This is a genomic window from Pseudoxanthomonas sp. PXM02 (genome assembly GCF_014851805.1).
GTDB lineage: Bacteria > Pseudomonadota > Gammaproteobacteria > Xanthomonadales > Xanthomonadaceae > Pseudoxanthomonas_A.
The window spans coordinates 134,354-160,584 of record NZ_JACVAK010000005.1; the positions used below are offsets into that span (position 1 = coordinate 134,354).

At 67.4% G+C, this 26,231-nt stretch carries 18 protein-coding genes and 4 pseudogenes; 2 read left to right on the forward strand and 20 right to left on the reverse strand.

Annotated elements, in window-relative coordinates:
- Positions 1-4: 4 nt before the first annotated feature.
- Entirely contained in the window at positions 5-682 is a 678-nt protein-coding gene (locus IB225_RS18920) for a hypothetical protein (RefSeq protein WP_192314069.1), read from the forward strand.
- A gap of 428 nt (positions 683-1,110) precedes the next feature.
- Positions 1,111-2,667 (forward strand): hypothetical protein, encoded by a 1,557-nt coding sequence (locus IB225_RS18925; protein WP_192314071.1) that lies wholly within the window; start codon positions 1,111-1,113, stop codon positions 2,665-2,667.
- Between the two features lie 69 nt (positions 2,668-2,736).
- On the opposite strand, the gene IB225_RS18930 is transcribed toward IB225_RS18925, so the two are convergent.
- From IB225_RS18930 to flhF, 20 genes and pseudogenes are all read right to left on the reverse strand, one after another.
- Positions 2,737-3,237: a hypothetical protein gene (locus IB225_RS18930; RefSeq protein ID WP_192314073.1), complete on the reverse strand. Its 501-nt coding sequence runs from the start codon at positions 3,235-3,237 to the stop codon at positions 2,737-2,739.
- 30 nt (positions 3,238-3,267) lie between these two features.
- A complete protein-coding gene (locus tag IB225_RS18935) occupies positions 3,268-6,114 on the reverse strand; it encodes a TonB-dependent receptor (RefSeq protein ID WP_192314074.1) in 2,847 nt (948 codons plus the stop codon).
- Between the two features lie 471 nt (positions 6,115-6,585).
- A pseudogene (locus IB225_RS20685) lies at positions 6,586-8,184 on the reverse strand (methyl-accepting chemotaxis protein); the annotation flags it as partial.
- A 78-nt stretch (positions 8,185-8,262) separates the two neighbouring features.
- Positions 8,263-9,225 (reverse strand): annotated as a pseudogene (locus IB225_RS20690) (Cache 3/Cache 2 fusion domain-containing protein); the annotation flags it as partial.
- A 185-nt stretch (positions 9,226-9,410) separates the two neighbouring features.
- A complete protein-coding gene (locus IB225_RS18945) occupies positions 9,411-11,672 on the reverse strand; it encodes a methyl-accepting chemotaxis protein (RefSeq protein ID WP_225584091.1) in 2,262 nt (753 codons plus the stop codon).
- Positions 11,673-11,845: 173 nt separating this feature from the next.
- Positions 11,846-13,039, reverse strand: a complete 1,194-nt coding sequence (locus IB225_RS18950) for a porin (RefSeq protein ID WP_192314079.1) — start codon at positions 13,037-13,039, stop codon at positions 11,846-11,848.
- An 87-nt stretch (positions 13,040-13,126) separates the two neighbouring features.
- Entirely contained in the window at positions 13,127-15,121 is a 1,995-nt protein-coding gene (locus tag IB225_RS18955) for a chemotaxis protein CheA (protein ID WP_192314080.1), read from the reverse strand.
- Between the two features lie 48 nt (positions 15,122-15,169).
- Positions 15,170-15,535, reverse strand: a complete 366-nt coding sequence (locus tag IB225_RS18960) for a response regulator (protein WP_162338451.1) — start codon at positions 15,533-15,535, stop codon at positions 15,170-15,172.
- Positions 15,532-15,843 (reverse strand): STAS domain-containing protein, encoded by a 312-nt coding sequence (locus tag IB225_RS18965; RefSeq protein WP_192314083.1) that lies wholly within the window; start codon positions 15,841-15,843, stop codon positions 15,532-15,534. Before IB225_RS18965 ends, IB225_RS18960 begins: the two co-directional genes overlap by 4 nt.
- 172 nt (positions 15,844-16,015) lie before the next feature.
- A complete protein-coding gene (locus IB225_RS18970) occupies positions 16,016-17,107 on the reverse strand; it encodes a chemotaxis protein CheW (RefSeq protein WP_192314086.1) in 1,092 nt (363 codons plus the stop codon).
- Positions 17,104-17,886, reverse strand: a complete 783-nt coding sequence (locus IB225_RS18975) for a ParA family protein (protein ID WP_192314089.1) — start codon at positions 17,884-17,886, stop codon at positions 17,104-17,106. The genes IB225_RS18970 and IB225_RS18975 overlap by 4 nt, the downstream gene beginning before the upstream one ends.
- A gap of 149 nt (positions 17,887-18,035) precedes the next feature.
- Positions 18,036-18,848, reverse strand: a pseudogene (gene motD / locus IB225_RS18980) (flagellar motor protein MotD); the annotation flags it as partial.
- 18 nt (positions 18,849-18,866) lie between these two features.
- Complete coding sequence (locus IB225_RS18985; RefSeq protein ID WP_192314095.1) at positions 18,867-19,607, reverse strand: flagellar motor protein; 741 nt, start codon at positions 19,605-19,607, stop codon at positions 18,867-18,869.
- Positions 19,608-19,825: 218 nt separating this feature from the next.
- Entirely contained in the window at positions 19,826-21,583 is a 1,758-nt protein-coding gene (locus tag IB225_RS18990; protein ID WP_192314098.1) for a chemotaxis protein CheA, read from the reverse strand.
- A gap of 27 nt (positions 21,584-21,610) precedes the next feature.
- Complete coding sequence (locus IB225_RS18995; protein WP_192314101.1) at positions 21,611-21,754, reverse strand: hypothetical protein; 144 nt, start codon at positions 21,752-21,754, stop codon at positions 21,611-21,613.
- Positions 21,755-21,790: 36 nt separating this feature from the next.
- The gene (locus IB225_RS19000) at positions 21,791-22,408 is read right to left on the reverse strand and encodes a protein phosphatase CheZ (protein ID WP_192314104.1); all 618 of its coding nucleotides are present in this window, start codon (positions 22,406-22,408) and stop codon (positions 21,791-21,793) included.
- On the reverse strand, positions 22,408-22,788 hold the full coding sequence (locus tag IB225_RS19005; protein ID WP_192314420.1) for a chemotaxis response regulator CheY: 381 nt from the start codon (positions 22,786-22,788) through the stop codon (positions 22,408-22,410). Before IB225_RS19005 ends, IB225_RS19000 begins: the two co-directional genes overlap by 1 nt.
- Positions 22,789-22,905: 117 nt before the next feature.
- Positions 22,906-23,658 (reverse strand): RNA polymerase sigma factor FliA, encoded by a 753-nt coding sequence (locus IB225_RS19010; protein ID WP_192314107.1) that lies wholly within the window; start codon positions 23,656-23,658, stop codon positions 22,906-22,908.
- A pseudogene (locus IB225_RS19015) lies at positions 23,655-24,467 on the reverse strand (MinD/ParA family protein); the annotation flags it as partial. The gene IB225_RS19010 and the pseudogene IB225_RS19015, both read right to left, overlap by 4 nt.
- 55 nt (positions 24,468-24,522) lie before the next feature.
- Entirely contained in the window at positions 24,523-26,217 is a 1,695-nt protein-coding gene (gene flhF, locus IB225_RS19020; RefSeq protein ID WP_192314113.1) for a flagellar biosynthesis protein FlhF, read from the reverse strand.
- Between the last annotated feature and the right edge of the window lie 14 nt (positions 26,218-26,231).

Genomic DNA, 26,231 nt, shown 5'->3' on the forward strand with positions numbered 1-26,231 from the left:
ATCCATGACCAAGACCGCTTCACTTCTCGGCGTCGCGTTCGTCGCCGCATGCCTCGCCCTGCCGTCGACGACCGCACGGGCGCAAAGCGCGCAGACGGCGGAAGGCGCGCAGGCATTCCTGGCCACCATGGCCAAGCGGGGTTTCTCGCGCGTCACGTTCCTGGACACGCTGGGTAGGCCCAACCACGTGACGGGCACGCACACGGTGGACATCAGCCGCATCAAGTTGTCCATCAAGGAAGAGACGAGCAGCAACGTGGTCGAGAAGTCGCTGGGCGAGTTCGTCGTCTCGGGCCTGTCGTCGGGCGATGCGCAGGGCGCGGTCGATGCCTGCACCACGCGGATCGACAGCTTCCAGCCGCCGGCAGGCGTCTTCGAGAACAGCAGCACGACGTGGGAGGAACCGGGTTTCCTGGTATCGGTGACCGTGTTGAAGAGCGAGGTCTGGAACTACACGGAAGGCTTCAAGAAGTTCGTCACGCCGCAGTTCATCGACTGGCGGCAGGCCCAGGTCGTTCGCAGCAACGAAGGTGGCCGCATCGATGTGCGCGCCAAGGGGCAGGCGTTCGCCACCAATATCCTGTCGTTCTTGCCGGGCGATCCGGAACTGGCCGACCGTATCGAATACGCGACGAAATTCCTGCGGATGAGCTGCGACGAGACGGCCGATACCGGATTCTGATCGCTGCATCTGGCACGCAAGTGGTTGTCTGCGAACGCGGAAGTTAGCGCGACTGTCAGTTGCGCAGGTAAGAATGACTTCCGGGCTCTTTCAACCTCATTGATTTCATTGCGCGTTCGCGTAGTGCACACATGTATCTGACGAGCGGGGCGCGGAATTGTGTCTCGACGCGTCTGTGTGAGTGCAGACTGTTGGCAATGGCGCGATGTGCGCGTCTTGAAAGTGAAAGCCTGGAGAGAAGCGGTAGTCCGCTGATCAATCCGATGGTGAAGTGCGTTGGTTGTGTTGGATGCAGCCGCGCGTGCCCACCTGCATCGGTCCCGTAACAGGAAGTCCTGGTAACGACGCGCATCCGCTGGTGCGGGTTCACGCCTTTCGAAATTGCAGATCTCTCTCGCAACGTCAGGAAAGACCGGCGGAGGATTGACATGTTCCCGAGTACAGGCGTGCGCCGTCATGGGCGTGCACGGGTGTGCGCTGCGTCCGTGCTGCTTGTCCTGTTCTGCCTGCTGCCGTTGCAGGCGTCCGCGGATGAAATTCGCCAGGGTGTGCTGCAACTCCGCTGGGGCGATGCGGAGCCGGGTAGAGCCTCGCGGCCACCGCAACTCGAGGTCTGGCTGGATGCCGGACCGCGACAACGCTACCGGTTGGACGTGGATCAGGCGAGGCGCGCAGCGGGCGATCTCTATGCGCTGGCCAATCGCCGCGTTGCGGTGTCCTACGCAACGCGGCCGGATGGACGCACCGGACGCGCTGCCATGTTGATCGATGCGATCGTGCCTGCCGATCGGCTGTCGGCGCGCGCACAGACGAGGGGTGTGGATGGCAGGGCGACGCTGTCGTTGCCACTGCAAGGCAACACGCGATGGATCACCCTGATGTGCAAGTTCGGCGACATCGACACGGAGCAGAAGCCGCTTTCGTTCTTCCAGTCCCAGTACGGCAATGCGCCCGGCCAGCTGGGCCATTTCTGGTCGGAGGTGTCGTACGGCAACATCGATCTTGCCGGAAGCGATGCGTACGGCTGGTACACGCTGCCCAAGCCGAGATCGTCCTACGTGGAACTCGTGGGCGGCAAGCTGAAGGTCGATCTGTCCCTGCTGTTCACCGATTGCACGGTACAGGCGGATCCCGATGTCGATTTCGACGGTATCCACGGCGTCAACCTGATGTTCAACGACGAACTCGATGGATATGCGTGGGGAGGCGGTGCTTGCGCGACGCTGGACGGGGTCTATGTCTGTCCGCGTTCGACATGGAATCCGCCCTGGTCCTTCTCCCATCTCGCCTCGATGGCGCACGAGATGGGCCATGGCTACGGCCTGCCGCACTCCAACAACAGCGATGGCGACGGCGACACCTTCGACAATCCCTGGGACCTGATGAGCGACGCGTGGCGCATGGCCAACAGCGATGCGACCTATGGCCTGCTGCCCAAGCACCTCAGCATGTTCCAGCGACAGCGGCTGGGTTGGGTGACGGAGGCACGTACGCTGACCCTTCCGGCAGAGGATGTCGGCACCCACGAGATCGTGCTGGATGCGGCAAGCCTGCATGATGCCGCAGGTGTGCAGTTGCTCGTGCTGCCGCTGCCTGCGCAACCGGATCCCTTCGCGACGGTCGTCTACACCGTGGAGGCCCGCCGACGGACCGGCAGTTACGAGTCCAGGCTGGCGGGCGATGCGGTCATCATCCATCGGGTGAACGACTACGGCATCGCCTACAGCATGGATGCCGACGTGCCGCCCGCCGATCACGCGTCCAACGAGGGCTCGATGTTGAAGCCGGGTGAGCGCTTGACGCTGCCGGAGGGGCAGCACTGGGTGGAGGTGGTGGAAGAGACCGCGAACGGATTCATCGTGCGTGTCGGTCCACGTCTCCGTGTCATGAGTTCGCCCTTGCCGCCGCTGGTGAATCCGGTCGGTAGCGGGATGAAGTCCAGAAGGAGTGTTGTCGCTCCGCACATCAGGCCGCGCAGCGACTGACTGCTGACGCCTGCGTGCTGTGGCGCCCGGGCTATGGCGGTGGCCGGGTTGTCGACCACCGCCATTCGGTTACCTGACGATCTTCCCGTTGATGATCGGGTAGTAGACGGAGGGTGTTTCCTCGTTCAGATCGATCTCGACCAGGCTGGTATCGGCGTGGTCCACCGTCAACTCCCAACGGCGCCGCTCACCCGCGACATAGGCTTCGATGTCGGGGAAGAGCTTCTTGATCAGTTCGCCGCGCGATGTCGGGAACGGCTTCGGTTCGGCTGGCGACACGCTGACGATGACGAAATCGTAGTTGCCGTCGAACTGGTGGCTACTCAGCACGTACAGCGTGCTGCTGATCGTGGTGCCATGCTTGATCTGCGCATCCATGATCGGGCGGTGCCACTTCTTGTACAGCGCGAGCCATTCATCGTGCTTGCCGGGCGGCACCTTGTAGTAGCTGATGCCGACGCGCGGCCGGTCGGGCAGGGCGCGGCCGGCGAGGGCCTGGGCGGCGGCACTCTGGATCCCGGCGAGGGCCAGCGCCAGGATGGCCAGCGAGGTGAGCAGTCGGTTCTTCATGTTCGATCTCCTTCAGGTGGTGGGGTGGTGTCAGAACTTCGCGGTCAGGCCGACGAAGTACTGGCGGCCGAAAATGTCGTAGGTGCTGGCATGCGTGGCGCCGGGCGTGCCGCCGACCTGCGGCGGCTCCTTGTCCAGCAGGTTGTTGATGCCCGCGCGCAGGGTGATGGTGTCGTTGAGCGCCCAGTCGCCGAACGCGTCGAAGTAGTGGTAGGCGTCCACGCCTGGCGTGGTCGAGGCGGGATTGGTGACCTTGGAGCTGTGCTGCTGCGCGCCGAGGTAGCGCCAGCGCAGGCCTGCACCGAACGTGCCCTGGCCGTAACGCAGTTGGCTGACCGCCTTCCACTCGGGCACGTAGCCGACCGTGCCGACGTAGTCGTACACGGTGCCGCCCTTGAGCGTCTGGACGTCATAACGGTCGACCCAGCTCAGCACCGAACTGGCGCGCAGGCTGGCTACGCCCTCCCATTGCCGGCTCCAGTCCAGCTGCACGTCCACGCCCTGCGTACGCAGGCTGCCCATGTTGTAGGTGGGCTTGAAGATGTTGTCGATGCGGCCCGTCGTGGCGTTGCGCTGGATCTGCTGGCAGTAGAAGTTGTCGACTGCGTATCCCGGGTTGGCACCGTCCTGGTTGAAGCACGAAGCCAGCACCTGGGATGAGGTCAGCGTGCCGATGACGTCGGTCACCTTGATGTCGAACCAGTCCGCCGCCACCGAGAACCCGCTGCCGTCCGGGGACCACACCACGCCGACGGTGTAGGTATCCGCGGTCTCCGGTGTCAGGCCCGTGTTGCCGGCGATGGTCGCCAGCGACTCGCGCTGCGTGTCGATGTAGCCGGGCAGCAAGGCAGACGGAACCCCTTGCGCAAGGCAGAGCGCTTCGACCGCTGCGGCATTGGCGCCGCTACGCAGCGGGCTGCCGGCCTGGCACTGGTCGCCCTGTCCATTCGCCACCAGCCCGTAGCTGTTCGACTCGGTCTGTGCGGCGACATACAGCTCACCCACGCTGGGCGCACGCACGGCGCGCTGGTAGCTGCCGCGCAGGCGCAGGCTGTCGATCAGTGCCCAGGTGAAATCGAACTTGTAGGTGTCCGTGCCGCCCGACAGGTCGTAGTCGGAGTAGCGGTAGGCCAGGCCTACGTCCAGCGCGTGCGCGAAGGGTTTGCCGTACAGCAGCGGCACCAGGGCTTCCACATACAGTTCCTTGACGCTGGTGCTGCCGCCACTGGCGCCCTTGGCGGGAAGTCCGATCACGCCCCCTTGCTGGAGCAGGCGGTCGGGCTGGAACTCGTAGCGGTTGCGCCGCCAGCCCAGTCCGGTGGCGAAGCGCACCTCACCTGCCGGAAGATCGAACAGCCCGCCTTGCAGGTTCGCTTCCAGCACTTCCTGCTCGAAGACGGTCCGGCTGTGGGTCGTCGCGACCAGATAGTCGCGGCAGGCATCGGACAGCGTGGTGAGGCCGAACGGGTTGTAGCCGCCGGCGCACAGGCTGATGCCGCCGTCGGCGGCGTTGATGAGCGTGTTCAACGCCTGGGTGACGACCGCGCCATTGCTGATCTCGGACACATCGGTGCGGCCCTTGCTAGCGTAGACATCCCACGTGCCGTTGAGCGCTTCAAGACGGCCCTTGGTGCCGACGACGAACTGCCACGTATCGAAGTCGCGTTCGAAAGTGCGGGGGCCGGCTTCGCCGAAGCGCTTGTGCACGGTGAAGTTGGCGTTGGGGTTGGTGCGCGACGCGAGAATCGAGCGTAGATCGTCCGGAATGAAAGGGTTGGTGACCGGTACGCTGATGCCGGCGTTGCCGGCCTCTGCTGCCACATAGCTCTGCAGGTTGGACCAGCTGAACTGCCCGTAGGCCTGCACGTCATCGGTCAGCTGGAAGGTGGCGCGCCCGAAGGCGGTGTGCCGTTCCAGGGGTACCTGGATCAACGAGTCCTGGTTGAGGTTGTTGAGCTGGGTACCGGTGTTGAACAGCAGCGTGTCGGAGCCGCGCCAGTTGAACGGTCCCTTGTTCGCCAGGAACAGCGTGCCGTCGTCGTTGAAGCCGAGATAGGTGGTGGTGGTGACCGGCACGCGACCGGGTGCGGCTCCGTACTGGGCGAACACCTGGTCGACCGCGGCCTGACCCGGCAGGTTGGCGCCGAATTCGTAGGTGCCGGTCTGGATGCGGAAGTCGGTACCGCCCGGGCTCTTGCGGAAGAACTCCCGCGCCATGTAGTCCACGCCGTCGCGATCCGTCCACGAGAACGAGAGCACCGCATTGCCGCGTCCATCGGCGAAGTTCCCACCGAACGTCAACGACAGGTCGTGCGTGGTGCCGTCGCCCTCGGCGTACTGCGAAACCTGCGAGTCGAGCCGGACGCCCTCGAAGTCGTCCTTCAGGCGGACGTTCACCACGCCCGCGATCGCGTCCGATCCGTATACGGCCGAGGCGCCGCCGGAAATGATCTCCACGCCTTCGATCAACGCGCTGGGAATCCCGTTGATGTCCACCACGTTATCGGTCGTGGAGGGTTGCAGGCGACGGCCATCCAGCAGGACGAGGTTGCGCTGTGCGCCGAGCCCGCGAAGGTTGAGCGTCGACTGCCCCGTGCCTCCCCAGCCGGCGTTCGTCTTGTTCGCACCGAGTCCCAACTGCGGCAGCTGGTTCAAGGACTCTTCGAGGGTGCTCGTGCCGGTCGCCTGGATGTCTTCCGCCGAGACGGTGGTGAGCGGGCTGCTGCTCTCGTAGTCGAGGGCGGCGATGCGCGAGCCGGTAACGCTGACGGCATCCAGCTGGGTGGCCTTCGTCTCCCCTGGCGCTTGGGAAGCGGGTTCTTCGTTTGAGCGGGCCTGGGCGAAGGCCGGTGCGTTCAGCGCCTGGGCAACGAGCAATCCGAGAAGCGTCCGCTTCAGATGGGAGCGGGGCGGAAAAGAGGCGAAGCGGGATCGTGCCGGCCGCGATGCACGGGCCAGAAGCAAGAATGACATCAGTGGTAGTCCTGGGTGGTGGCGACGTAGGGGACGCACGGAACTCCGTGCCGCTACGCAATCGCCCGCACGGACCTCCCTCCCCAGGGCACGGTCACGCGCGCATCACCTCCGTGTGTCATCGCTCCCGACGTTGCGCAGCGGACGAACGTTATGCGGACACCACGCAAGCCGACCAATAACCTGCGCTCATGAATACATGGCGCCGCAGGGAATGAGGAAGGTTATGAGCATGGCATGAGCAAAAAGCGATGTTGCTGGAAACCCATGTGCCGTCTCGATCAGCGATGCACGCACGGCACTTACCCCCGAAACGCACACGGCCCGGAATGACCGGGCCGTGTGGTTGAGCGGAGCCGTCTGATCAAGCAGGAATCAGAACTCCTGCCAGTCGCCATCGGCGAGCGCGGGCTCCGGCGTGCGTGCGACCGGCTTGCGCGCCGCGGCCTTGGCCGGCTTGGGCGGCGTTCCACCGGTTGAAGCAGGCGCTTTCCGGGCCGGCGCACGCACGTTGGTGTGCAGCTTGAACACCGACACCGACTCGGTCAGTGCGTGTGCCTGTTCTTCCATCGAGCGGGCGGCAGCGGAGGCTTCCTCCACCAGCGCGGCATTCTGTTGCGTCGTCTCGTCCATCTGCACGATGGTCTGGTTGACCTGCTCGATGCCCGAGGACTGCTCCTGCGACGCCGCGGAGATCTCCGCCATGATGTCGGTGACGCGCTGCACGCTGGCCACGATCTCGGCCATCGTCGCGCCGGCCTGGTTCACCAGTGCCGAACCATCGGCGACCTTGTCGACCGAGGTTTCGATCAGGCTCTTGATCTCCTTGGCCGCGTTTGCCGAACGCTGGGCGAGGGTACGCACTTCGCTGGCGACGACCGCGAAACCGCGGCCCTGCTCGCCGGCGCGGGCCGCTTCCACCGCGGCATTGAGCGCCAGGATGTTGGTCTGGAACGCGATGCCGTCGATGACGGAAATGATCTCCGCGATGCGCTTCGACGACTGTTCGATGTCGGTCATCGTGCTGACGACCTTGCCGACCACCTCACCACCCTGCGATGCCACACCGGCGGCGCCGATCGACAACTGGTTGGCCTGGCGGGCGGACTCGGCGTTCTGACGGACGGTGGAGGTCAGCTCCTCCATCGACGCCGCCGTTTCTTCCAGGTTTGCGGCCTGCTGCTCGGTGCGGCGCGACAGGTCGAGGTTGCCCGAGGCGATCTCGCCCGCGGCGGTGTTGATCGAAGCGGAGGCGTCCTGGATGCGGCCGACGATGTCGGTCAGCTGCGCGACCGTTGCATTCGCATCGTCGCGCATGCGGGCGAACACGCCGTGGAAGTCGCCTTCCATGCGGGCAGTGAGGTCGCCGCGGGCGATGGCCTGCAGCAGGGCCGACACGTCGGCCAGATTGCTGTCGGTGGTCTTCATCAGCTGGTTGAGGCCGCCGACCATCTCGCGGAAATCGTACTGGAAGCGGTCCAGGTCGCCGCGCTGGCTGAAGTCGCCGGACGAGGCGGCGTGCGCCAGGCGCTTGATCTCGGCGTTGATCGCCGACAGGCTGGCCTTGGTGGCGTCCATCGTTTCGGTCAGTACGGCCTTCTCGCCGGGCAGACGGTCCATGTCCACCGACAGGTCGCCGATGGCGTAGCGCTGCATCACTTCGATCAACCGCATCTTCACCGCGATGTGCTGGGCGACCAGCGCGTTGGTGTCGCGCACCATGCGGCCGTACTCGCCGGGGAAGCGGCTGTCGTCGATGCGATGGCTGATCTGGCCCTCGTCATGGCGCTGGGTCATCTCGGTCTGCGCGGCGATCACCGACACCACCTGCGTCTGCACGTGGTGCATGGCGGTCAGCAACTGGCCGACTTCGTCCTGGCGCGTGGTGTCAATCCTGCCGTCGAGCCGGCCGGCCGCGACGTCCTCGGCAATGGCCACCGCCGAGCGCAGCGGACGCGAAACGACGCGGCGCACACCGAGCGCGGTCAGCACGGCGATCGCGATCAGCGCCAGCAGCGACAGCGTCACGATGGCGATGGTCAATGCGCGGCTGGACGCCAGCACGTTCGCGCGCGGCTCGACCGCGACCAGCGCCCATTTCCAGGGCGCGAAGCGCTTGACGGCCACCAGCGCGGGCACGGCTTCGTCACCGGCCTTGGGCGCGATGTCGAGCACCGCCTGTCCGCTGTCCTGCTCCAGCAGCGCCTTGATCGCCGGCACGGAGTCCGCGTCGACCACGGCCGTGTAAGGCGATTCCTGGCTGGCGGGATGCGCGGCCAGCATGCCCTGGTGGTCGCCCTCGGCCAGATCGACGACGAAGAAATAGCCGGCCTCGCCGAGCTTGGTGGTGCGCAGCTTGTCCTTCAGCGCGGCCAGGCCGTCGCCGTAGTTCTGGCCGACGAACAGGATGCCCACCGTGTTGCCTTCGGCGTCCTGCAGCGGCTGGTAGTGCGTCATGTAGTCGCGGCCGAACAGGCGCGCGCGACCGGTGTACGGCTTGTCCTCGAGCATCAATGCGTAAGCGGGATGCTTGTGGTCCAGCGCGGTGCCGATGACGCGGGCGTCTTCGGTATTGCGTAGCGAAGTCGTCGCACGGATGAATTCGTCGTCCTTGCGCACGAAGACCGTGGCGACCACGCCGGTGGCTTCCGTGAAGCGGTCCACGGCGGTGAAGTCAAGGTTGATCGTCTGCTCGCCAAAGCGCAGCGCCGGTACGTCGAAGTCACCGATGGGCGTGCTGTTCTCGGCATCGACCGAGACGTCGCCCGACGGCAGGGCGGCGCGGAAGCTGCTCGCCATCCGCTGCGTGCCATCTGTCAGCGTGCTGTCGTACAGCGCAATCGATTGCTGCATCACCTGGGCGGCGACGTCCAGGTCGGCGAGCGCGCGGTCTTCAATGGCGCGGCTCGACTGCCGCTGGACCACCAGGGCCAGCAGGATGAGGACGATGGCCACGGCGGCGGTGACCTGGATCGACAACTTGCTGCCGAGCGAAAGACGCGCTGATCGAGTCATAGGGCTGGGAAGGTGGTGGGAGGTTCCCGACTGATATCGGCGTCACGGAATCGGCATTGAGGGCCTGTCGGGACTTTCCCGACGAACGGTAAACACGTGTACGGGCTGCGGCCTGGCCTGAACGCACACGGCCCGGAAAGTCCGGGCCGTGTGGGGTGACGCGATCAACCGCTGCGGACGTTGGCTCAGAACTCCTGCCAGTCGCCATCGGCCAGGGCCGGTTCCGGCTTGCGCGCGGCCGGCTTGCGGGCCACGGCCTTGGCGGCAGGCTTGGCTGCGACCGGCGCCGAGGCGGCCGCCGCGATGGCCTTGCGCACCGGCGCACTGACGGTGGCTTCCAGCTTGAACACGGCCACCGATTCGGTGAGCGCCTGCGCCTGTTCTTCCATCGAGCGGGCGGCGGCGGTGGCTTCTTCCACCAGCGCGGCGTTCTGCTGGGTCGCTTCGTCCATCTGGGTGATGGTCTGGTTGACCTGCTCGATGCCGGCCGACTGTTCCTGCGAGGCCGCCGAGATCTCGGCCATGATGTCGGTGACGCGCTGCACCGAAGCCACGATCTCGGCCATTGTCGCGCCGGCCTGGTTCACCAAGGCCGAACCATCGGCGACCTTGTCGACGGACGTTTCGATCAGGCCCTTGATCTCCTTCGCTGCGTTCGCCGAGCGCTGGGCCAGCGTGCGGACTTCCGAAGCCACCACCGCAAAACCACGGCCCTGTTCGCCGGCACGCGCAGCTTCCACCGCAGCGTTGAGCGCCAGGATATTGGTCTGGAACGCGATACCGTCGATGACGGAAATGATCTCGGCGATCTTCTTGGACGACTGCTCGATGTCGGTCATGGTGGTGACCACCTTGCCGACGACATCGCCGCCCTGCGAGGCGACCGACGCGGCGCCGATGGCGAGCTGGTTGGCCTGGCGCGCGGACTCGGCGTTCTGGCGCACGGTGGAGGTCAGTTCCTCCATCGAGGCGGCGGTTTCTTCCAGATTGGCGGCCTGCTGCTCGGTACGGCGCGACAGGTCGTTGTTGCCGGAGGCGATCTCGCCCGCCGCGGTGTTGATACTGAGCGCGGCGGTCTGGATGTCGCCGACGATTTCCGTCAGCTGGCCAACGGTGGCGTTGGCGTCATCACGCATGGTGGCGAACACGCCGTGGAAGTCGCCTTCCATTCGGGCCGTCAGGTCGCCGCGGGCGATGGCTTTCAGCAACTCGGACACTTCGCCGAGATTCTTGTCGGTGGTTTCCATCAGGTGGTTCAGGCCGGCCACCATGTCGCGGAAGTCGTACTGGTACTTGTCCACGTCGCCGCGCTGGCTGAAATCACCCGAGGAGGCGGCATGCGCCAGTCGCTTGATTTCGGCATTGATGGCCGACAGGCTGGCCTTGGTGGCGTCCATCGTCTCGGTCAGGACCGCCTTCTCGCCGGGCAACCGGTCCATGTCCACCGACAGGTCGCCGATCGAATAGCGCTGCATGACCTCAGCCAGGCGCATCTTCACCGCGATGTGCGACGCGACCAGGGCATTGGTCTCGCGGACCATGCGGCCGTAGTCGCCCGGGAAGGCGCTGTCGTCCATCCGGTAGCTGATGCGGCCTTCGTCGTGGCGTGCCGCCATCTCGCTCTGTGCGGCGATGACCGACCTGACCTGCGTCTGCATGCGCTGCATCGAGCCGAGCAGGTCGCCAATCTCGCTGCGGTCGTCGATCGTGATCTGACGATCCAGTTGGCCACGTGCCACCGCGTCGGCGACGCTCGTGACGTCAGCCATCGGTCGTACGATCGAACGGGTGATGAGGATCGCGGCGGCGATGGCCAGCAGCATCGCGACCACCACCAGCAGGCCGATCGCGCGGATGTTGCTGTTGTAGCCGGCCTGTTGCGCGGCCACGGCGTCGTCCAGCCCCTTCATCTTGTCATCCAGCATCCGGGCCACGGCGTCGGCGACCGCCTGGCGCAGGTCGCCGGCCCCGCTGGCAGGCGTCAGGTCGCCGACCTTGACCGATTCGATCAGCTGGCGGCTGTTGTCGAAGTACAGCGCGGATTTGGCCAGCATCTGCTGGTACAGCTCCTGCTCCTGCTTGTCGGAAATGCTGTCGCCGTACTTTTTCGAAAGTTCGTCGAATGCCTTGCCGCCGGCGACCATCTCGCCGGTGTACTCGGCGACCTTGTCCGGATCCTCGTAGTTGGCAACGAGGCCGCGCTCGCTGACGCGGTACTCGGCCAGCATCGTGGCCAGGCGTCCCAGGTCGCGGATGGCTGGAACCTCCTTGTTCGTGATCTCGACCACCACGCCTTGGGCGACCCCCATCCGCTGCGCGGAAAAAGCCCCGGTGGCGACGATGAGCAGGACGAGCACGGCGAAGCCGATGGCCAGGCGTTTGCCGATCTTGAGGTGCTTGAACATGAAGGTGGTCTCGATGGAGTTCAGCGGTTGGGCCGCGTGCATCAGGCGGAAGCGAGAGCTGTCCGCACCGTCTTGGTGCGACGTCTGCTATGGAGTAGCGGCGTCATGTGACAGTTCTTTATCACTGTCTGCGCGAAAGGTAAGCGGACTTACCAAACTGCCGCCGCACGCGCACGAAAATCGTGACGTGACGCGTGCGAGGGGGGCAGAAAAGGTCAGAAGTGCATCTGTGCGCGCAGCTGGAACACGCTCGGGTCGGCAGAGAACGCACCGCGCGTGGCGTCCGTCTTCACGTAATTCGCTTGGAACTTGAAATACGGCGACAGGTACCAGTTGGCACCCACGGTCCAGTTGTGTTCACGGCCACCGGCGATGCCGTCGCTGTCCAGGTCGATGCGGCTGTAGCGGGCGAGCAGCTCCACCGCACCGTACTTGCCCTTCGGCTTGGGGTTGGCGACGTTGCCGCCGCTGTAGCCGCGCGATTCGCCGGTCAGCAGCCAGCTGGCGAACACGTAACCGCCATCGGCCGAATAGGAGGGCAGGCCCAGATCGCGCGTGGTCTTCTGGCGCAGGTACTCGCCCTGCAGCGACCACGGGCCGTGGATCCACAGCGCTTCCAGTCCGGTGCGGTCGATGCGGTCCACACGCGAGAGCGTGCCCGAATCCACCAGCCGCACGTCGGTCAGCGCGGCTTCCGGACGCGCGCGCCAGCGCACGCTGGGGTGCACGGTCACGCCGAGGCCATTGACCTCGCTATCCGGGCGCTCCTGCGCGCCGGCGATGCCCAGGTGCAGCACGTCGCCGGCGGCCTTGCGCGGCGTCCATGCCAGGCGGACTGCGGCGGTGTCGCCCTTGTTGTTGCCCAGCAGGTCGGACTCGAAGAAGTAGCCGGCGTTGGCGATGTAACGATCGCGTTCGAACGCCCAGTCGATGCCGCTGCGGCGGTTCTCGTAGAACGCCTGCGTGGGCAGCGCGCTTTCAAGGAAGCTGACGGCGCGGGTGGCGGTGTTGCCCTCGAAGCCCAGCGGCACCTTCATCTGGCCGATGCGTACCTTGCCCAGGTCGTGGCCGAACAGCGCCTTGGTCTCCACGCGCAGCGCCACGTCGTTCCAGCTCTTGGCGTGGAAGTCGTAGGTCACGCCCAGGTCGTAGACACCTTTCTTCCTCAGCGTCAGGCCCAGTTCCTGGCGGCGCCATGCGTCGTCGTCCTCCAGGTCCGCACCGTTGTAGCCGTCGCCGGAGAAGCGGTTGAGGTCGTATTGCAGGTTGCCGCCGAGGCTCAGCTCGGTGCCGCCGGCGAAGGTGATTTTCGGCGGCCACGCGGCGGCCGTGGTCTTGCCGTCATCGGCGCGGGCGCCGGCGTGCACGGCCAGCAGGGCGAGGGCGAGAGTGGAGAGCGCGTACTTCATACGGATACCGGTAGTGTAGGGACGTGCGCCGCCGAACGTCGCCTGCGGGAGGCGACGCGGTCGGGAGCGACACAAGGGAGTGGGGCGTCAGGCCGCCTGCTGCAGGCGGCGCGTGCGTACCAAGCCGCCGACATCGACGATCAGGGCGACGCGGCCGTCGCCGAGGATGGTGGCGCCGGAGATGCCGTCGATGCGGCGGTAGTTGTTCTCGAGGTTCTTCACCACGACCTGCTGCTGGCCGATCAGTTCGTCGACTTCCAGCGCCAGCTTGTGGCCATCGGCTTCGACCACGACGACCAGCGGGTCGGCGTTGCGGTTTTCGCCGTAGCGGTAGTACTCGTTCAACGCGACGATCGGCAGGTACTCGCCACGCACGCGCAGCACGCGTCCGTCACCGGCCACGGTGCGCACGTCTTCGTCCTTCGGCTGCAGCGCTTCCAGCACGTAGGTCAGCGGCAGGATCAGGGTTTCGTCGCCGACCGATACCGCCATGCCGTCGAGGATGGCGAGCGTCAGCGGCAGGCGGATCACCACGCGGGTGCCGTGACCGGCCGCGCTTTCGAGCTGCACTTCACCGCCGAGCGCCTGGATGTTGCGGCGGACCACGTCCATGCCGACGCCACGACCCGACAGGTCGGTGACCGCTTCGGCGGTGGAGAAGCCCGGCTGGAAGATGAGGTCCCACACCTGCGCGTCGGTGGGATTTTCCGGCACGGCGAGGCCACGCTCGGCGGCCTTGGCGAGGATGCGGTCGCGGTTGAGGCCGCGGCCGTCGTCGCTGACTTCGATGACGATGTGGCCACCCTGGTGCGACGCGGCCAGCGTGATGGTGCCGGTCTCGTCCTTGCCCGCCTGTGCGCGCACGTCGGGCATTTCCAGGCCGTGGTCGATAGAGTTGCGGACCAGGTGCACGAGCGGATCGGCGATGCGTTCGATCAGGCCCTTGTCCAGCTCGGTGCCTTCGCCGATGGTGCGCAGGCGGACCTGCTTGCCCAGGCGTGCGGACAGGTCGCGGACCAGGCGCGGGAAGCGGCGGAACACGGCGTCGACCGGCAGCATGCGCACGCCGATGACGGCTTCCTGCAGGTCGCGCGTATTGCGCTCCAGCAGGTCGAGGCCGGCGAACAGGCGTTCGCACTGGGCCTGGTCGAGCAGGCCGGAGACCTGCTTGAGCATGGCCTGGGTGATGACGAGTTCGCCGACCAGGTTGATCAGCCCGTCGATCTTGTCGACGCTGACGCGGATCGAGGTTTCGGCGGCATCGTTGGCGGCGGGTGCGGCCGCCGTGGCAGGCGCCTGTGCGCCGCTGGCGACGACGGCGGCCACCGGTTGTGCAGCGACGGCGACGGCGTCGACCGGCACGGCGTTGCGCTGCATCGGCTGGATGTCGAGTTCGCAGTCGTCAACGACCCACGCGAACACGTCGTCCACCGCGCTGCGCGGCACCTTGCCGATCAGGCCGAGGTCCCACGCCAGGTAGGCTTCCAGCGGATCGATCTGCTCGAAGCCGGGCAGGCGTTCCATGCGGCACGCGATTTCCAGCGGGCCGAGATGTTCCAGTTCGCGCAGGATGCGCAGCGGATCGTTGCCGCTCATGAACAGCGACGGTGCCGGCGTGAAGCCGATCTTCCAGCCGTCGGGTTCGGCCTGGGCCACTGCGGCAGCGGCGGGCGCGGCCGTCGCCGGCGCGTCCTGGCCGGACAGCACGGCGTTGAGGCGATCCTTCATGGCCTGCACGGCGGCGGGATCGGCCGGCGTGCCGTGTTCGGCTTCGGCCAGCAGGGCGCGCAGCACGTCGACCGAGGCGAGCATCGCATCGACGGCGGGCGGGCTGACGGCGCGCTGGCCGGCGCGCAGTTCGTCGAGCAGCGTTTCCAGCACGTGGGTCATGCCGGCGATGGCGTCGAAGCCGAAGGTCGCCGAGCCGCCCTTGATGGAGTGCGCGGCGCGGAAGATGGAATTGATCAGGTCGCCGTCACGGCTGCCCTGCTCCAGCGACAGCAGGCCGGCTTCCATGGCCTCCAGCCCTTCGCGGCTTTCCTCGAAGAACGTGGCGTGGAAGCGCTGCATGTCCATGTTCATTGCGACGGTGCCCTGGTGCGATCGGAAGGGAAGCGGAGGAAGAAGAAATCAGCCCAGGACTTTCTGGACGGTGGCGACCAGTTGTTCCGGGTTGAACGGCTTGACCAGCCAGCCGGTGGCACCGGCGGCCTTGCCTTCGGCCTTCTTGTCGGCCGCGGACTCGGTGGTCAGCATCAGCATCGGTGTGAACTTGTAGTCCGGCAGGCCGCGCAGCGCACGGATCAGCGAGATGCCGTCCATGTTGGGCATGTTGACGTCGGTGACGACGGCATTGAACTTCTGGCCCTGCGCGCGCCCCAGCGCGACCTGGCCGTCTTCTGCCTCATCCACCGCGAAACCCGCCGAGCTCAGGGCGAAGGCGACCATCTGTCGCATCGAGGCCGAATCGTCCACTACCAGAATGCGTGCGCTCATGCGGCGTTCTCCACTTGTTGCGTGTTGTGTTCGTTGTCGTTGGTCAAGCCGAGCTGCGGCGCGATGCCGAGCAGGCGCGCGGCGTCGCGGAAACTCTGGCTGACCGCACTGAAGTCGGTGGCAAGGCCGGCCTGCTCGCGCTGGCGCACGAAGCTGCACAGCACCTGCAGGCTGGCGGTATGCACGCGCTGCACGGTGCCGGCGTCCAGCGCCAGCGGTCCCGGCTGCGCGACGTGCGGGGCCAGGTGCTGCTTGAGGTCGGTGGCGGCCTCGATGCCGAGGTCATCACCCAGTGGCACAGCGCTCATCGTGTCTCCGGAAAGGCGGCTCTAACGAGGTATCGGCGCGGCATGGCCGCTCTTGAGGGGCGGGTGTGAATGTGTGACGGAGTTGGTAAAGCGCGGAGTGAGGGAGAGGAGCGAGGAGGGGCTGGGCGTCTGCTTTTCCTCACTTCCCACTCCTCTCCACCCGTTGCGCACTTCATTGCAGGATCCGCGAAGCATCCAGCAGGATCACCGCGCAGTCGTTGAGGCGTGCCACGCCGCGGAACAGCGGATTGGCGATGCGACCAACGCGCGCGTTGTCGGGGGATTCGATCTGCTGGTCGGTGAGGTTGGCGACGTCCTCGACCGCGGTCACGCGCAGGCCCAGGGTTTCGCCGTGTTCTTCCAGCACCACGATGCGGGTGGTGGCGTCGGTCTCGATCGCGCGGCGGCCGAGATACAAGCCCAGGTCGATCACCGGCACCACCTGGCCGCGCAGGTTCATCACGCCCAGCATGTGCGGCGCGGCGCCACGCAACGGGAGCAGCGTGGCTGGCCGCACGACTTCCTGCACCTTCAGCAGTTCCAGGGCGTAGTGCTGCTGGTCGCACCGCAGGCGCAGCCAGCGGGTTTTGCGCTCGGTCGCGCGACGGCGTTCGCCGGTGTCGAGCGCAGCCTGCAGGTACGGCTTGGCCGGCAGCGGTACGGCGGCGTAAGGCAACGGTGCGGCCTGCACCGGCGGCTTGGCGGCCGGTACGGGAGCGGGCGTGGCGACGACACGCGAGGTCGGTGCGGCACCGCCGTGCAGGTTGTCGAGCAGGGCTTCGAATTCGTCGTCGTCGATGACGTCCGCGCCGGGGCGGACCGGCGACACGGCGAGGGCGGGCGTCGCCGGCACGGCCGGTGCAGCGGATGCGACGGCGCTCGGTGCGGCATCGCCGTGCAGGGTGTCGAGCAGCGCCTCGAACTCGTCGTCGGTAATCAGGTCGGCTTCGCTGCCGGCGCGCACGGGCGCAACCGCGAGGGCCGGTGCGGGCGCAGGTGCCGGCGCGGTGTCCGCTGTCGCCACGGCGCCTGGCACGGCATCGCCGTGCAGCGTGTCCAGCAGGGCTTCGAATTCGTCGTCGGTAATCAGGTCGGCCTCGCTGCCGGCACGCACCGGCGCGACCGCCAGCGTGGGCGCGACGACCGGGGCGGGTTCGGGAACCGGAACGACCGTGGCCGCCGGCTCGGCGGCCTGCACGGGCGGCGCGGCGATATCGCCGAGCAGGTCCTGCAGGTAGTCGTCGAGGACGGCGGGGGTGGTCATGCGGCCTGCTCCGTGTCGCGGGCTTCCGTCAGCAGCAGCCAGTCGAGCGCGCGGCGATAGGCCGACAGACCGCGGCCCGGGTAGGCGGCGGCCGGGCTGGAACGCGTCAGCACGTCGACGCTGCAGATGCGGGTGTCGTTGGGAATGGCGTCGTTCCAGACGCGCTCGCCGTACTCGTCCTGCATGGCCTTGAGCGTGTCGGCACCGGTACGCGTGCGCTTGTCGTGCAGCGTCGGCAGGATCGACACCGGCAGTTCGCGGTGGCGCGAACGCTGGATCATCTCGGCGGTGCGGCACATGCCTTTCAGGCCGTGCAGTGCCAGCGGTTCGGTCTGCGTCGGAATGATGACGTGGTCGGCCGCGGCCAGTGCGTTGACCATCAGCAGGCCGAGCGTGGGCGGGCAGTCGAACAGCACGTGGTCGTAGGCGTTGCCGCTGCGGGCCAGCGCATTGGACAGCGCCAGGCCGAGACCCGGCTGGGTGGCGCTGCGACGTTCCAGCGTGGCCAACGGCGTCTGCGCGGCCACGAAGGACAGGTTTTCGATTTCGGTGGGGCGCGCCACGCTGGACAGCGTGGGCGGCTGTTCGTCGAACAGGTCCAGCACGCCGGTGGGCTGCGGATCGGTGGCGACGCCGAAGGCGCGCGTCAGCGAGGCATGCGGATCCAGGTCGATCAGCAGCACGCGATGGCCGCGCATGGCCAAGCCGCGCCCGAGGGCGAGGGTGGTGGTGGTCTTGCCGACGCCACCTTTCTGGTTGGCGATTGCCCACACGCGCATCACTGGACTCCTTCATGGACCTGGGGCGCCGGCGGCGCTCCGGGCATGGGCGACGCGGCGTGGGTCGGCAGCGGCGGCAGCGAGATCACTGACGGCGGTGCGACGGCCTGTTCCTGTGCCTGCAAGTTCGGTGCCGGACCGGTGGGGCTGGCCAGGATGATCAGCAGGACGCGGCGGTTGGCGTTGCGGCCTTCCTGGGTCGTGTTGTCGGCGACCGGGCGGAACTCGCCGTAACCGATCATCGCCAGCCGCTCCGGCGGAATCCCGTCGCGGACGAACAGGTGCACCACGCTGGCGGCACGGGCCGACGACAGTTCCCAGTTGGACGGGAACTGGGCCGTGCGGATCGGGCGGTCGTCGGTATAGCCCTCGACGCGGACCGAGTTCGGCACGCCGGCGAGCACTGCGCCCAGCTTGCCGACCGTTTCCTGCGCCTGCGGATCGAGCGCGGCCGAACCGGTGGCGAACAGGATGTCGCTGTTGATCTGCACTTCCAGCCACAGCGTGGAGCGCTTGATGGTCACCAGCTTCTCGTCGATCAGCGGCGCCAGCGCGCGCTCCAGGTCGTCGGCGATGCGCTTGAGTTCGCCCTGCGCGGCCTGCAGGCCGTTGGCGTCCAGCGACATGTTCATCTGCGAGGCCATCGCCGCCAGCAGGGTGACGTTGGGCGACGGCGAGGGTGCGGACGGTCCTTCCTTGGCGCCGGACTTGATCGGCGAGGGCCGGTCGAAGTCCGCGCCCTGCAACTGGTGGTTGCCGACCTGCACCGGATTGATCGTGCGCGGCGCGCCGCCGAAGGCGGCGGTGAGCGCATCCGCCACGACGCGGTACTTGCCCTCGTTGACGGTGGAGATGGCGTACATCACCACGAAGAAGGCGAGCAGCAGCGTCATCAGGTCGGCGTAGGGGATCGCCCAGGCCTCGTGGTTGGCGTGCTCTTCGTGCTTCTTCCTGCGTGCCATCGCCGTCGTCCCGCGCGCTCAGTGCAGGAAGCCGGCCAGCTTGGCCTCGATGTTGCGCGGGTTCTCGCCCTGCGCGATGGCGATCAGGCCTTCGATGATCATCTCCTGTTCGCGGCTGCGACCACCGATCACGCTCTTGAGCTTGCTGGCGACGGGCAGGAAGAACAGGTTGGCTGAGGCGATGCCGTAGATGGTCGCGGTGAACGCCGCGGCGATGCCATGGCCCAGCTTGCTGGGATCGGCGAGGTTCTTCATCACCGCGATCAGGCCGAACACGGCACCGATGATGCCCAGCGTGGGTGCATAGATGCCCATCGCCTCGAACACCTTGGCGGCGGCGAGGTCCTGGTGTTCCTGGCCGTTGAGGTCGATTTCCATCATGTGGCGGATCGCCTCCGGCTCCACGCCGTCGACCAGCATCTGCAGGCCCTTCTTCAGGAAGGGGTCGTCCTGCTGGTTGACCACCGGCTCAAGCCCGAGCAGGCCCTGCTTGCGCGCGATGTTGCTCCACTCGACGATCTGCGCGACCAGCGCATCGCCGTCGTTGCCCGGCGGCCGGATGATCCAGCGCATGATGCCGAGGGCGCGCTTGAACACCGGCGGCGGCGTATGTACCAGGATCGCGGCGATCGTGCCGAGGATGACGATGACGAACGCCGCCGACGACCACAGCGACGACAGGCCGGCACCCTTGAGGATGCTGCCACCCACCAGGGCGACCAGTGCCAGCAGGAGTCCGATGAGGCTGAAGATGTCCATGGTGTGATCTATCGGCCCCGTTCAGGTGGACTTGAGGTGACGCGGGTGTGGGAGCGACGCAAGTCGCGACCTTGATCACATCCGTATGTCAGGTGTGGGAGCGACGTAAGTCGCGAGCTCTTTCCTTCAGACGCCGGGATCCGGCCCGGTCCCGTCTCGCGGCCATCGCGACTTACGTCGCTCCCACAACAGCCGTGCTCCCACAACCGCTCAGTGGGTCACGCCGTCGCGCGCAGTCCATCGACATCGAGGATCAGCGCCATGCGGCCGTCGCCGATCAGGGTGGCACCGGCGTAGCCGGGCAGGCCGCGTACCGCGCGCGGTAGCGGCTTGATGACGACTTCCTCGCGGCCGCGCACCTGGTCGACGATCAGGCCGAAGCGCTGTTCGCCCATCTGCAGCACCACGATGGTGAGCAGGGGCGCCATCACCGGATCCACGCGCAGCCATTGGCGCAGGTCGACCAGCGGCAGGGTATGGGTCTGGCGGTCCAGCACGGCCTGGCCATCGAACCAGCGCAGGCTTTCGGAGGGGGCGTGCAGCACTTCCATCACGCGCGCCAGCGGCAATGCGTAGACGGGATCGCCGGCCTGCACCAGCAGCGTGGGCAGGATCGCCAGCGTCAGCGGTACACGGATGACGAAGCGGCTGCCGCGGCCCACGTCGGAATGGATGGTGATCTGGCCGCTGAGTTCGCGGATGCGCGACTGCACCACGTCCATGCCGACGCCACGGCCGGAAATGTCGGTGACCTCGGCCTTGGTGGAGAAGCCCGGCAGGAAGATCAGCTGCAGGCACTCGTCGTGGCTGAGGCGTGCGGCGGACTCGGGATCGATCAGGCCTTTTTCCAGCGCCTTGGCGCGCAGGCGCTCGGGATCGATGCCGGCACCGTCGTCGCGGATCTCGATGGTGACGAAGTCGCCTTCCTGCTGCGCCGACAGGCGCACGTGGCCGGCGCGCGGCTTGTTGCAGGCTTCGCGCAGCGACGGCACTTCGACGCCATGGTCGATCGCGTTGCGCACCAGGTGCACCAGCGGATCGGCCAGGGCTTCGACCAGGTTGCGGTCCAGCTCGGTGTCGGCGCCGACCAGTTCCAGGTCGACTTCCTTCTGCAACTGGCGGGCGACGTCGCGCGCCACCTTGGGGAAGCGCGAGAACACCTTGCCGACCGGCTGCATGCGCGTGCGCATGACGGCGGTCTGCAGGCGCGCGGTGGCGATGTCCAGGCTGCTGACGGCGCGGTCGAGTTCTTCGTCGCGGATGCGTGCGCGCAGTGTCTTCAACCGGTTGCGCGACAGCACCAGCTCGCCGACCAGGTTGACGATGGCGTCCAGCCGCTTGGTGTCCACGCGGATGGTCTGTTCGACGTCACCGCCGGCCTTGGCAGCGGGTTTGGGCGCAGCCGGTTTCGCAGGCGCGGACGCCGGAGCGGCCGGCGCCGGTGCGGGGGGCGCCACGCTGGTCGGTGCAGCGCCGCCATGCAGGTTGTCGAGCAGGGCTTCGAATTCGTCGTCGCTGATCAGGTCGCCACCGGCCGCCGCCGTCACGGGTACCGCGACCGCGGCCGCTTTCTGCGTGGGCGCGGGCGCGGGCGCACCGCCGTGCACGTCGAACTGGTCGATCAGTGACTGCGGAGCATGCGGCGGTTCTTCACTGGCGCCGATGGCGTCCAGCATCTGCTGCAGCCAGTCCAGCGACTGCTGGGCGGCGTCGAAGTGCTGAGATTCGAGCGTGGCCTGTCCTGCGCGCACCAGCCCGAGCGTTTCTTCGGCCGCGTGGCACAGGTTGACCATGGGCTGGATGCCGAGGAAGCCGGCACCGCCCTTGAGCGTATGGAAGCCGCGGAACACCGCGTTGAGCTGTTCGCTGTCGGACGGGTCGTGTTCCAGCGTGACCAGCTGTTCGCCGAGCCGGTCGAGGATCTCCTGCGCTTCGATCAGGAAGTCGGCGGCGATTTCAGGCGTGACGGCGGACATGGGCGGGGCGGGTACCGGTACGGGCGATCAGCGGGAAGGGTCAGGCAGGTGCAGGGCGTGGGCGTGGCGGCGACGCAGGAAGCGTCCGATCACCACATCGCAGACCAGCAGCAGGCCGACGAACAGCAGGACGACGGGATGACGGGAGCGGCGGGCGGATGCGGCGGGCATGGACAGTCTCCTGTTCCGCATCGCCCATCCCCCGGGCTACAGGCCCAGGCCGGACAGCAGGTCGTCGGCGTCACCCTGCGAGAACGCGTTGCGGTCAAGACCAGCAACGGCCGGACCGGCGAGTTCTGAAGGCTTGTCGCGGTTTTTTTCCGGCGGCGGCAGGCCGAGCGCACCAAAACCCTCGTGCACGCGGCGGACGATGCCGGCCACGCGGCGGATGATCTGTCCGGTGAGGTCCTGGTAGCTCTGCGCCAGCGCCATCTCCGACAGGCCCTTGCCGATGCTGTCCACCAGCGCGGCCTGGTCGGCCGACAGCGGCGTGGCTTTCAGCTGCGTGGCGTAGCCGCGGCATTGCTCGGCCAGGTCCAGCGTCTTGTGGCTGGCCTGTTCGGTCATCTCGACCACGTGGTCCAGGCGCGCGCAGGCATCGTCGAGTTCACCGGCGTCGGTCGGCGGCAGTTCGCCCAGCGTCTGCGCCAGCTCTCGGGCCAGGCGGCCGAGGCCCTGCATCATCGGCTGCGTGCGCCAGGCGGCGATCGCATCCAGTTCGCGGCGCCAGCCGGCTTCGTCGCCCTGTTCCAGGGCGTCGAGCGCGTGTTGCAGTTTCTCCACCAGCGCCGCGCGGGCACCGGTGGCGTCGGCGACGGCGTTCATCAGGCGGCCGCTCCCAGACGTTCGAAGATCTTGCCGAGCTTCTCTTCCAGTGTCTGTGCGGTGAACGGCTTGATGATGTAGCCATTCACGCCGTTCTGCGCCGCTTCGATGATCTGCTCGCGCTTGGCTTCGGCGGTGACCATCAGCACCGGCAGCGTCTTGAAGCGATCGTCAGCACGGATGGCCTTCAGCAGCTCGATGCCGGTCATGCCGGGCATGTTCCAGTCGGTGACCACGAAGTCGAAACTGCCCTGGGCCAGCGCCGTCAGCGCGGTGTTGCCATCGTCGGCCTCGGCGGTGTTGGTGTAGCCCAGGTCGTTGAGCAGGTTCTTGATGATGCGGCGCATGGTGGAGAAGTCGTCCACGATCAGGATGCGCATGTTCTTGTTGGCGGTCACATCGAACTCCGGTAAAGCGCCCCCGGCGAGGGGCAACGGCAAGGCAGGGGCTGCACGTGGCGGCCTACCGGGGCTTTATCGGCAGGCCGCGGGGTTTCTTCAGTCTTCGTCTTCCAGGCCGGCGTCGGCCTTCTCGAACACCTGCAGGCGACCGCGCAGGCGCACCATCGCCTGGCCGTGGATCTGGCAGACGCGCGACTCGCTGACGCCGAGCACCGCGCCGATCTCCTTCAGGTTGAGCTCCTGCTCGTAGTACATCGACAGCACCAGCTGCTCGCGTTCGGGCAGGTGGCCGATGGCCTTGACCAGCTGCTGGCGGAACTCGCTGCGTTCCAGGTTCTGCTGCGGCGACGGGCCGCCGGTGCGCGAGGTGTTCGGCTCGCCGTGGTCGTCGATATGCGATTCCAGGCTCAGCACCTGGCCACGCGCGGCGTCTTCCATCAGGCGCAGGTACTCGGGCAGCGGCATGTCCATCGCGCTCGCCACTTCGGTGGCGATGGCGGCGCGGCCGGTGCGCTGTTCGATCTCGCGCACGGTGGCGGCGGCCTGGCGCGCACGGCGGTGCACCGACCGCGGCACCCAGTCGCCGCGGCGGATCTCGTCGATCATCGAGCCGCGGATGCGGATCGATGCATACGTCTCGAACGAGGCGCCCTGTTCGGCGTCGTAGCTGCGCGAGGCTTCCAGCAGGCCGATCATGCCGGCCTGGATCAGGTCGTCGATCTCGACACTGGCCGGCAGGCGCGCTGCCAGGTGGTGCGCGATGCGGCGGACCAGGTCCGCGTGCTGGGTGACGAAGTCGTTGGCGGTCGTGCGCTGCACGGCGCGGTATTGGGCGGCGGCGGTGTTCATGCGGCCACCCCGCGCTGGATCAAGCGTTCGACGAAGAACTCCACGTTGCCGCGGGCGCCGACCGGCGGCTGCCAGCGGGCGGTGGTGCGTGCGATCTCGGCGATGGCGCGTGCCGACGGGCTGCCCGGGTAGGCCTTCACGACGGGTTGCTGGCGCTGCACGGCGCGGCGCAGCCAGTCGTCCTGCGGCACGGCACCCAGGTAGTGCAGGGCGACGTCGCCGAGGAAGCGTTCGCAGACGCGGGCGAGTTTTTCGTACAGCTTCCGGCCTTCGTTGGGGTCACGGACCATGTTGGCGATGACGTGCACGCGGTCCAGGCCGCGCTCGCGCGCCAGCACCTTGATCAGCGCGTAGGCGTCGGTGATCGAAGCCGGTTCGTCGCAGACCACCACCACGGTGTCCTGTGCGGCTTGGCAGAAGGTCAGCACGCTGTCGCTGATGCCGGCGGCGGTGTCCACCACCATGAAGTCGAGGGCGCGCTGCAGTTCGGAGAACACGTTGACCAGGCCGACGTGTTCGGCCGGGGTCAGTTCGGCCATGTGGCGGAAACCCGACGAGGCCGGCACCACCAGGACGCCTTCCGGGCCCTCAAGCAGAACGTCTTCCAGACCGCAGCGGCCGGCGATCAGGTCGGCCAGGGTGAACTTCGGCGAAAGGCCGAGCAGCACGTCCACGTTGGCCAGGCCCAGGTCGGCGTCCATCAGCAGCGTGCGCTTGCCCATCTCGGCCAGCGACACGGCGAGGTTGACCGACACATTGGTCTTGCCCACGCCACCCTTGCCGCCGGTGACGGCGACGACACGCACGGGATGGAAGGCGCCGGGCAACGGCGGGTTGCTGCGGGGGTTGGTCTGCAGCGGGTGATCAGGCGACATGGGTGGCCTCGGTCGAGCAGGGTTCGTCGGCTTCGCGGCGCAGCTGGTCCAGCCGCAGCACGAGGTGGGCGCTGTTGGCGCGGTGGAGGTCGTCGGGGACGCGCTGGCCGTCGGTCACCCAGGTCATCGGCAACTGGTGGTCGACGACCACGCTCAGCGCGCTGCCCAGGCGTCCGGTTTCGTCCAGCTTGGTCAGCACCACGCCTTGCGGCTGCACGGTGCTGAAGCGGCGGACCACTTCGTCCAGGTCGGAGAAGTGCGAATTGGCCGGCAGGCACAGCAGGGTCTTCACCTGGCCCGACGCACGCAGCCAGTTGAGCTGGCCGACCAGGTTGCGGTCGCGCTGGCCCAGGCCAGCGGTGTCGATCAGCACCAGTTTGTAGTCGCGGAGGCGCTCAAGCACCAGCGCCAGGGTCTGCACGCTGTCGGCTTCGTGTACGGCGATGCCGAGCTGGCGGCCGTAGCCGTGCAGCTGCTCGCGGCCGCCGACACGCACGGTGTCGGTGGTGACCAGCGCCACGTCGCGGGCGTTGTGGCGCTGCGCGAAGCAGGCGGCCAGCTTGGCGATGGTGGTGGTCTTGCCGGCGCCGGTGGGACCGACCAGGGCGATGACGCCGCCGGTGTCGAGCAGGTCGGTGTCGAGCACCGGCAGCTTCTTCGACAGCAGGCCCAGCATCAGGCCGCGGCCGCGGTGCAGTTCGGTATCGGCAGGAATCTGCAGGGCGATGTCGCGGGTGATGCCGGCATCGAAGCCGTAGTCTTCCATCAGCTCCATCGCCTGCATGCGCACCGGCGAACCGCGCAGGCGTTCGTCGGTGAGGCGGTGCATCTCGCGCTCGATCATCTCGCGCATGGCGGACAGTTCGCCGCGCATCTGCACCAGCTGTTCGTCGCTCTCGCGCGCGTCCGCGGCGTTGTCGGTGACGACCGTCAGCGTCGGCACGGTGACGGCGGCGGGCGCCGGGACCGGTGCGGCCGCGGTCACGCGGGTGGCGTGCAGGGCGACGACCGGGGCCGGTTCGGGTTCCGGCAGCGACAGCGGCGGGGCAATCGAAGGCAGCAGCGCATCCAGGTCGAGCGTGTCGTCGATCTCGGCACGGTGCGAGGCCGGGCGGCGCGGGATCGCGGCCGGCTCGATCCTGGCGACCGGTTCGTTGGCCGGTGCGGGCGGCAGGCAGGCCGCCAGCTTGGCGGCGAAGGATTCGGGTTCGATCAGTTGCGGCGCGATGTCACGGAGGACCGGTGCCGGAATCTCGTCATGGATCGGCGCGGGCGTGGCGGCGACCGGCGCACGCGACGGCGCGATCGGCGCAGGCGGTGCGATCGGGGCCGGCGCGACGGGAGCGGGCTTCACGGCGTCGGCACGCGGCGCGGCCGGCGCTGCCGGCTGGCGGCGGGCGAAGTAGCTGGCGGCGGCTTCGGCCGGCGACAGGGCCGGCGCGCTGGCGGTCGGTGCCTGCGGCGCCGGATCGAGCAGCGGATGCAGCGGGGCGCTCGGCGCGGCGGGGCGCATGGCGTCCAGCGTGCGCTGCACGAGGGCTTCGTCGTAATTGCTGGCGGCGACGATCTCGACACCGTCCTCGGTGACCCGGTTGGACAGGATCACCGCATCCGGGCCGTGTTCCTGCCGGACCATCGCGAAGGCGGTGCGCATGTCGGGGGCGACGAAGCGTTTGATTTTCATGGCGTGCTATCCGG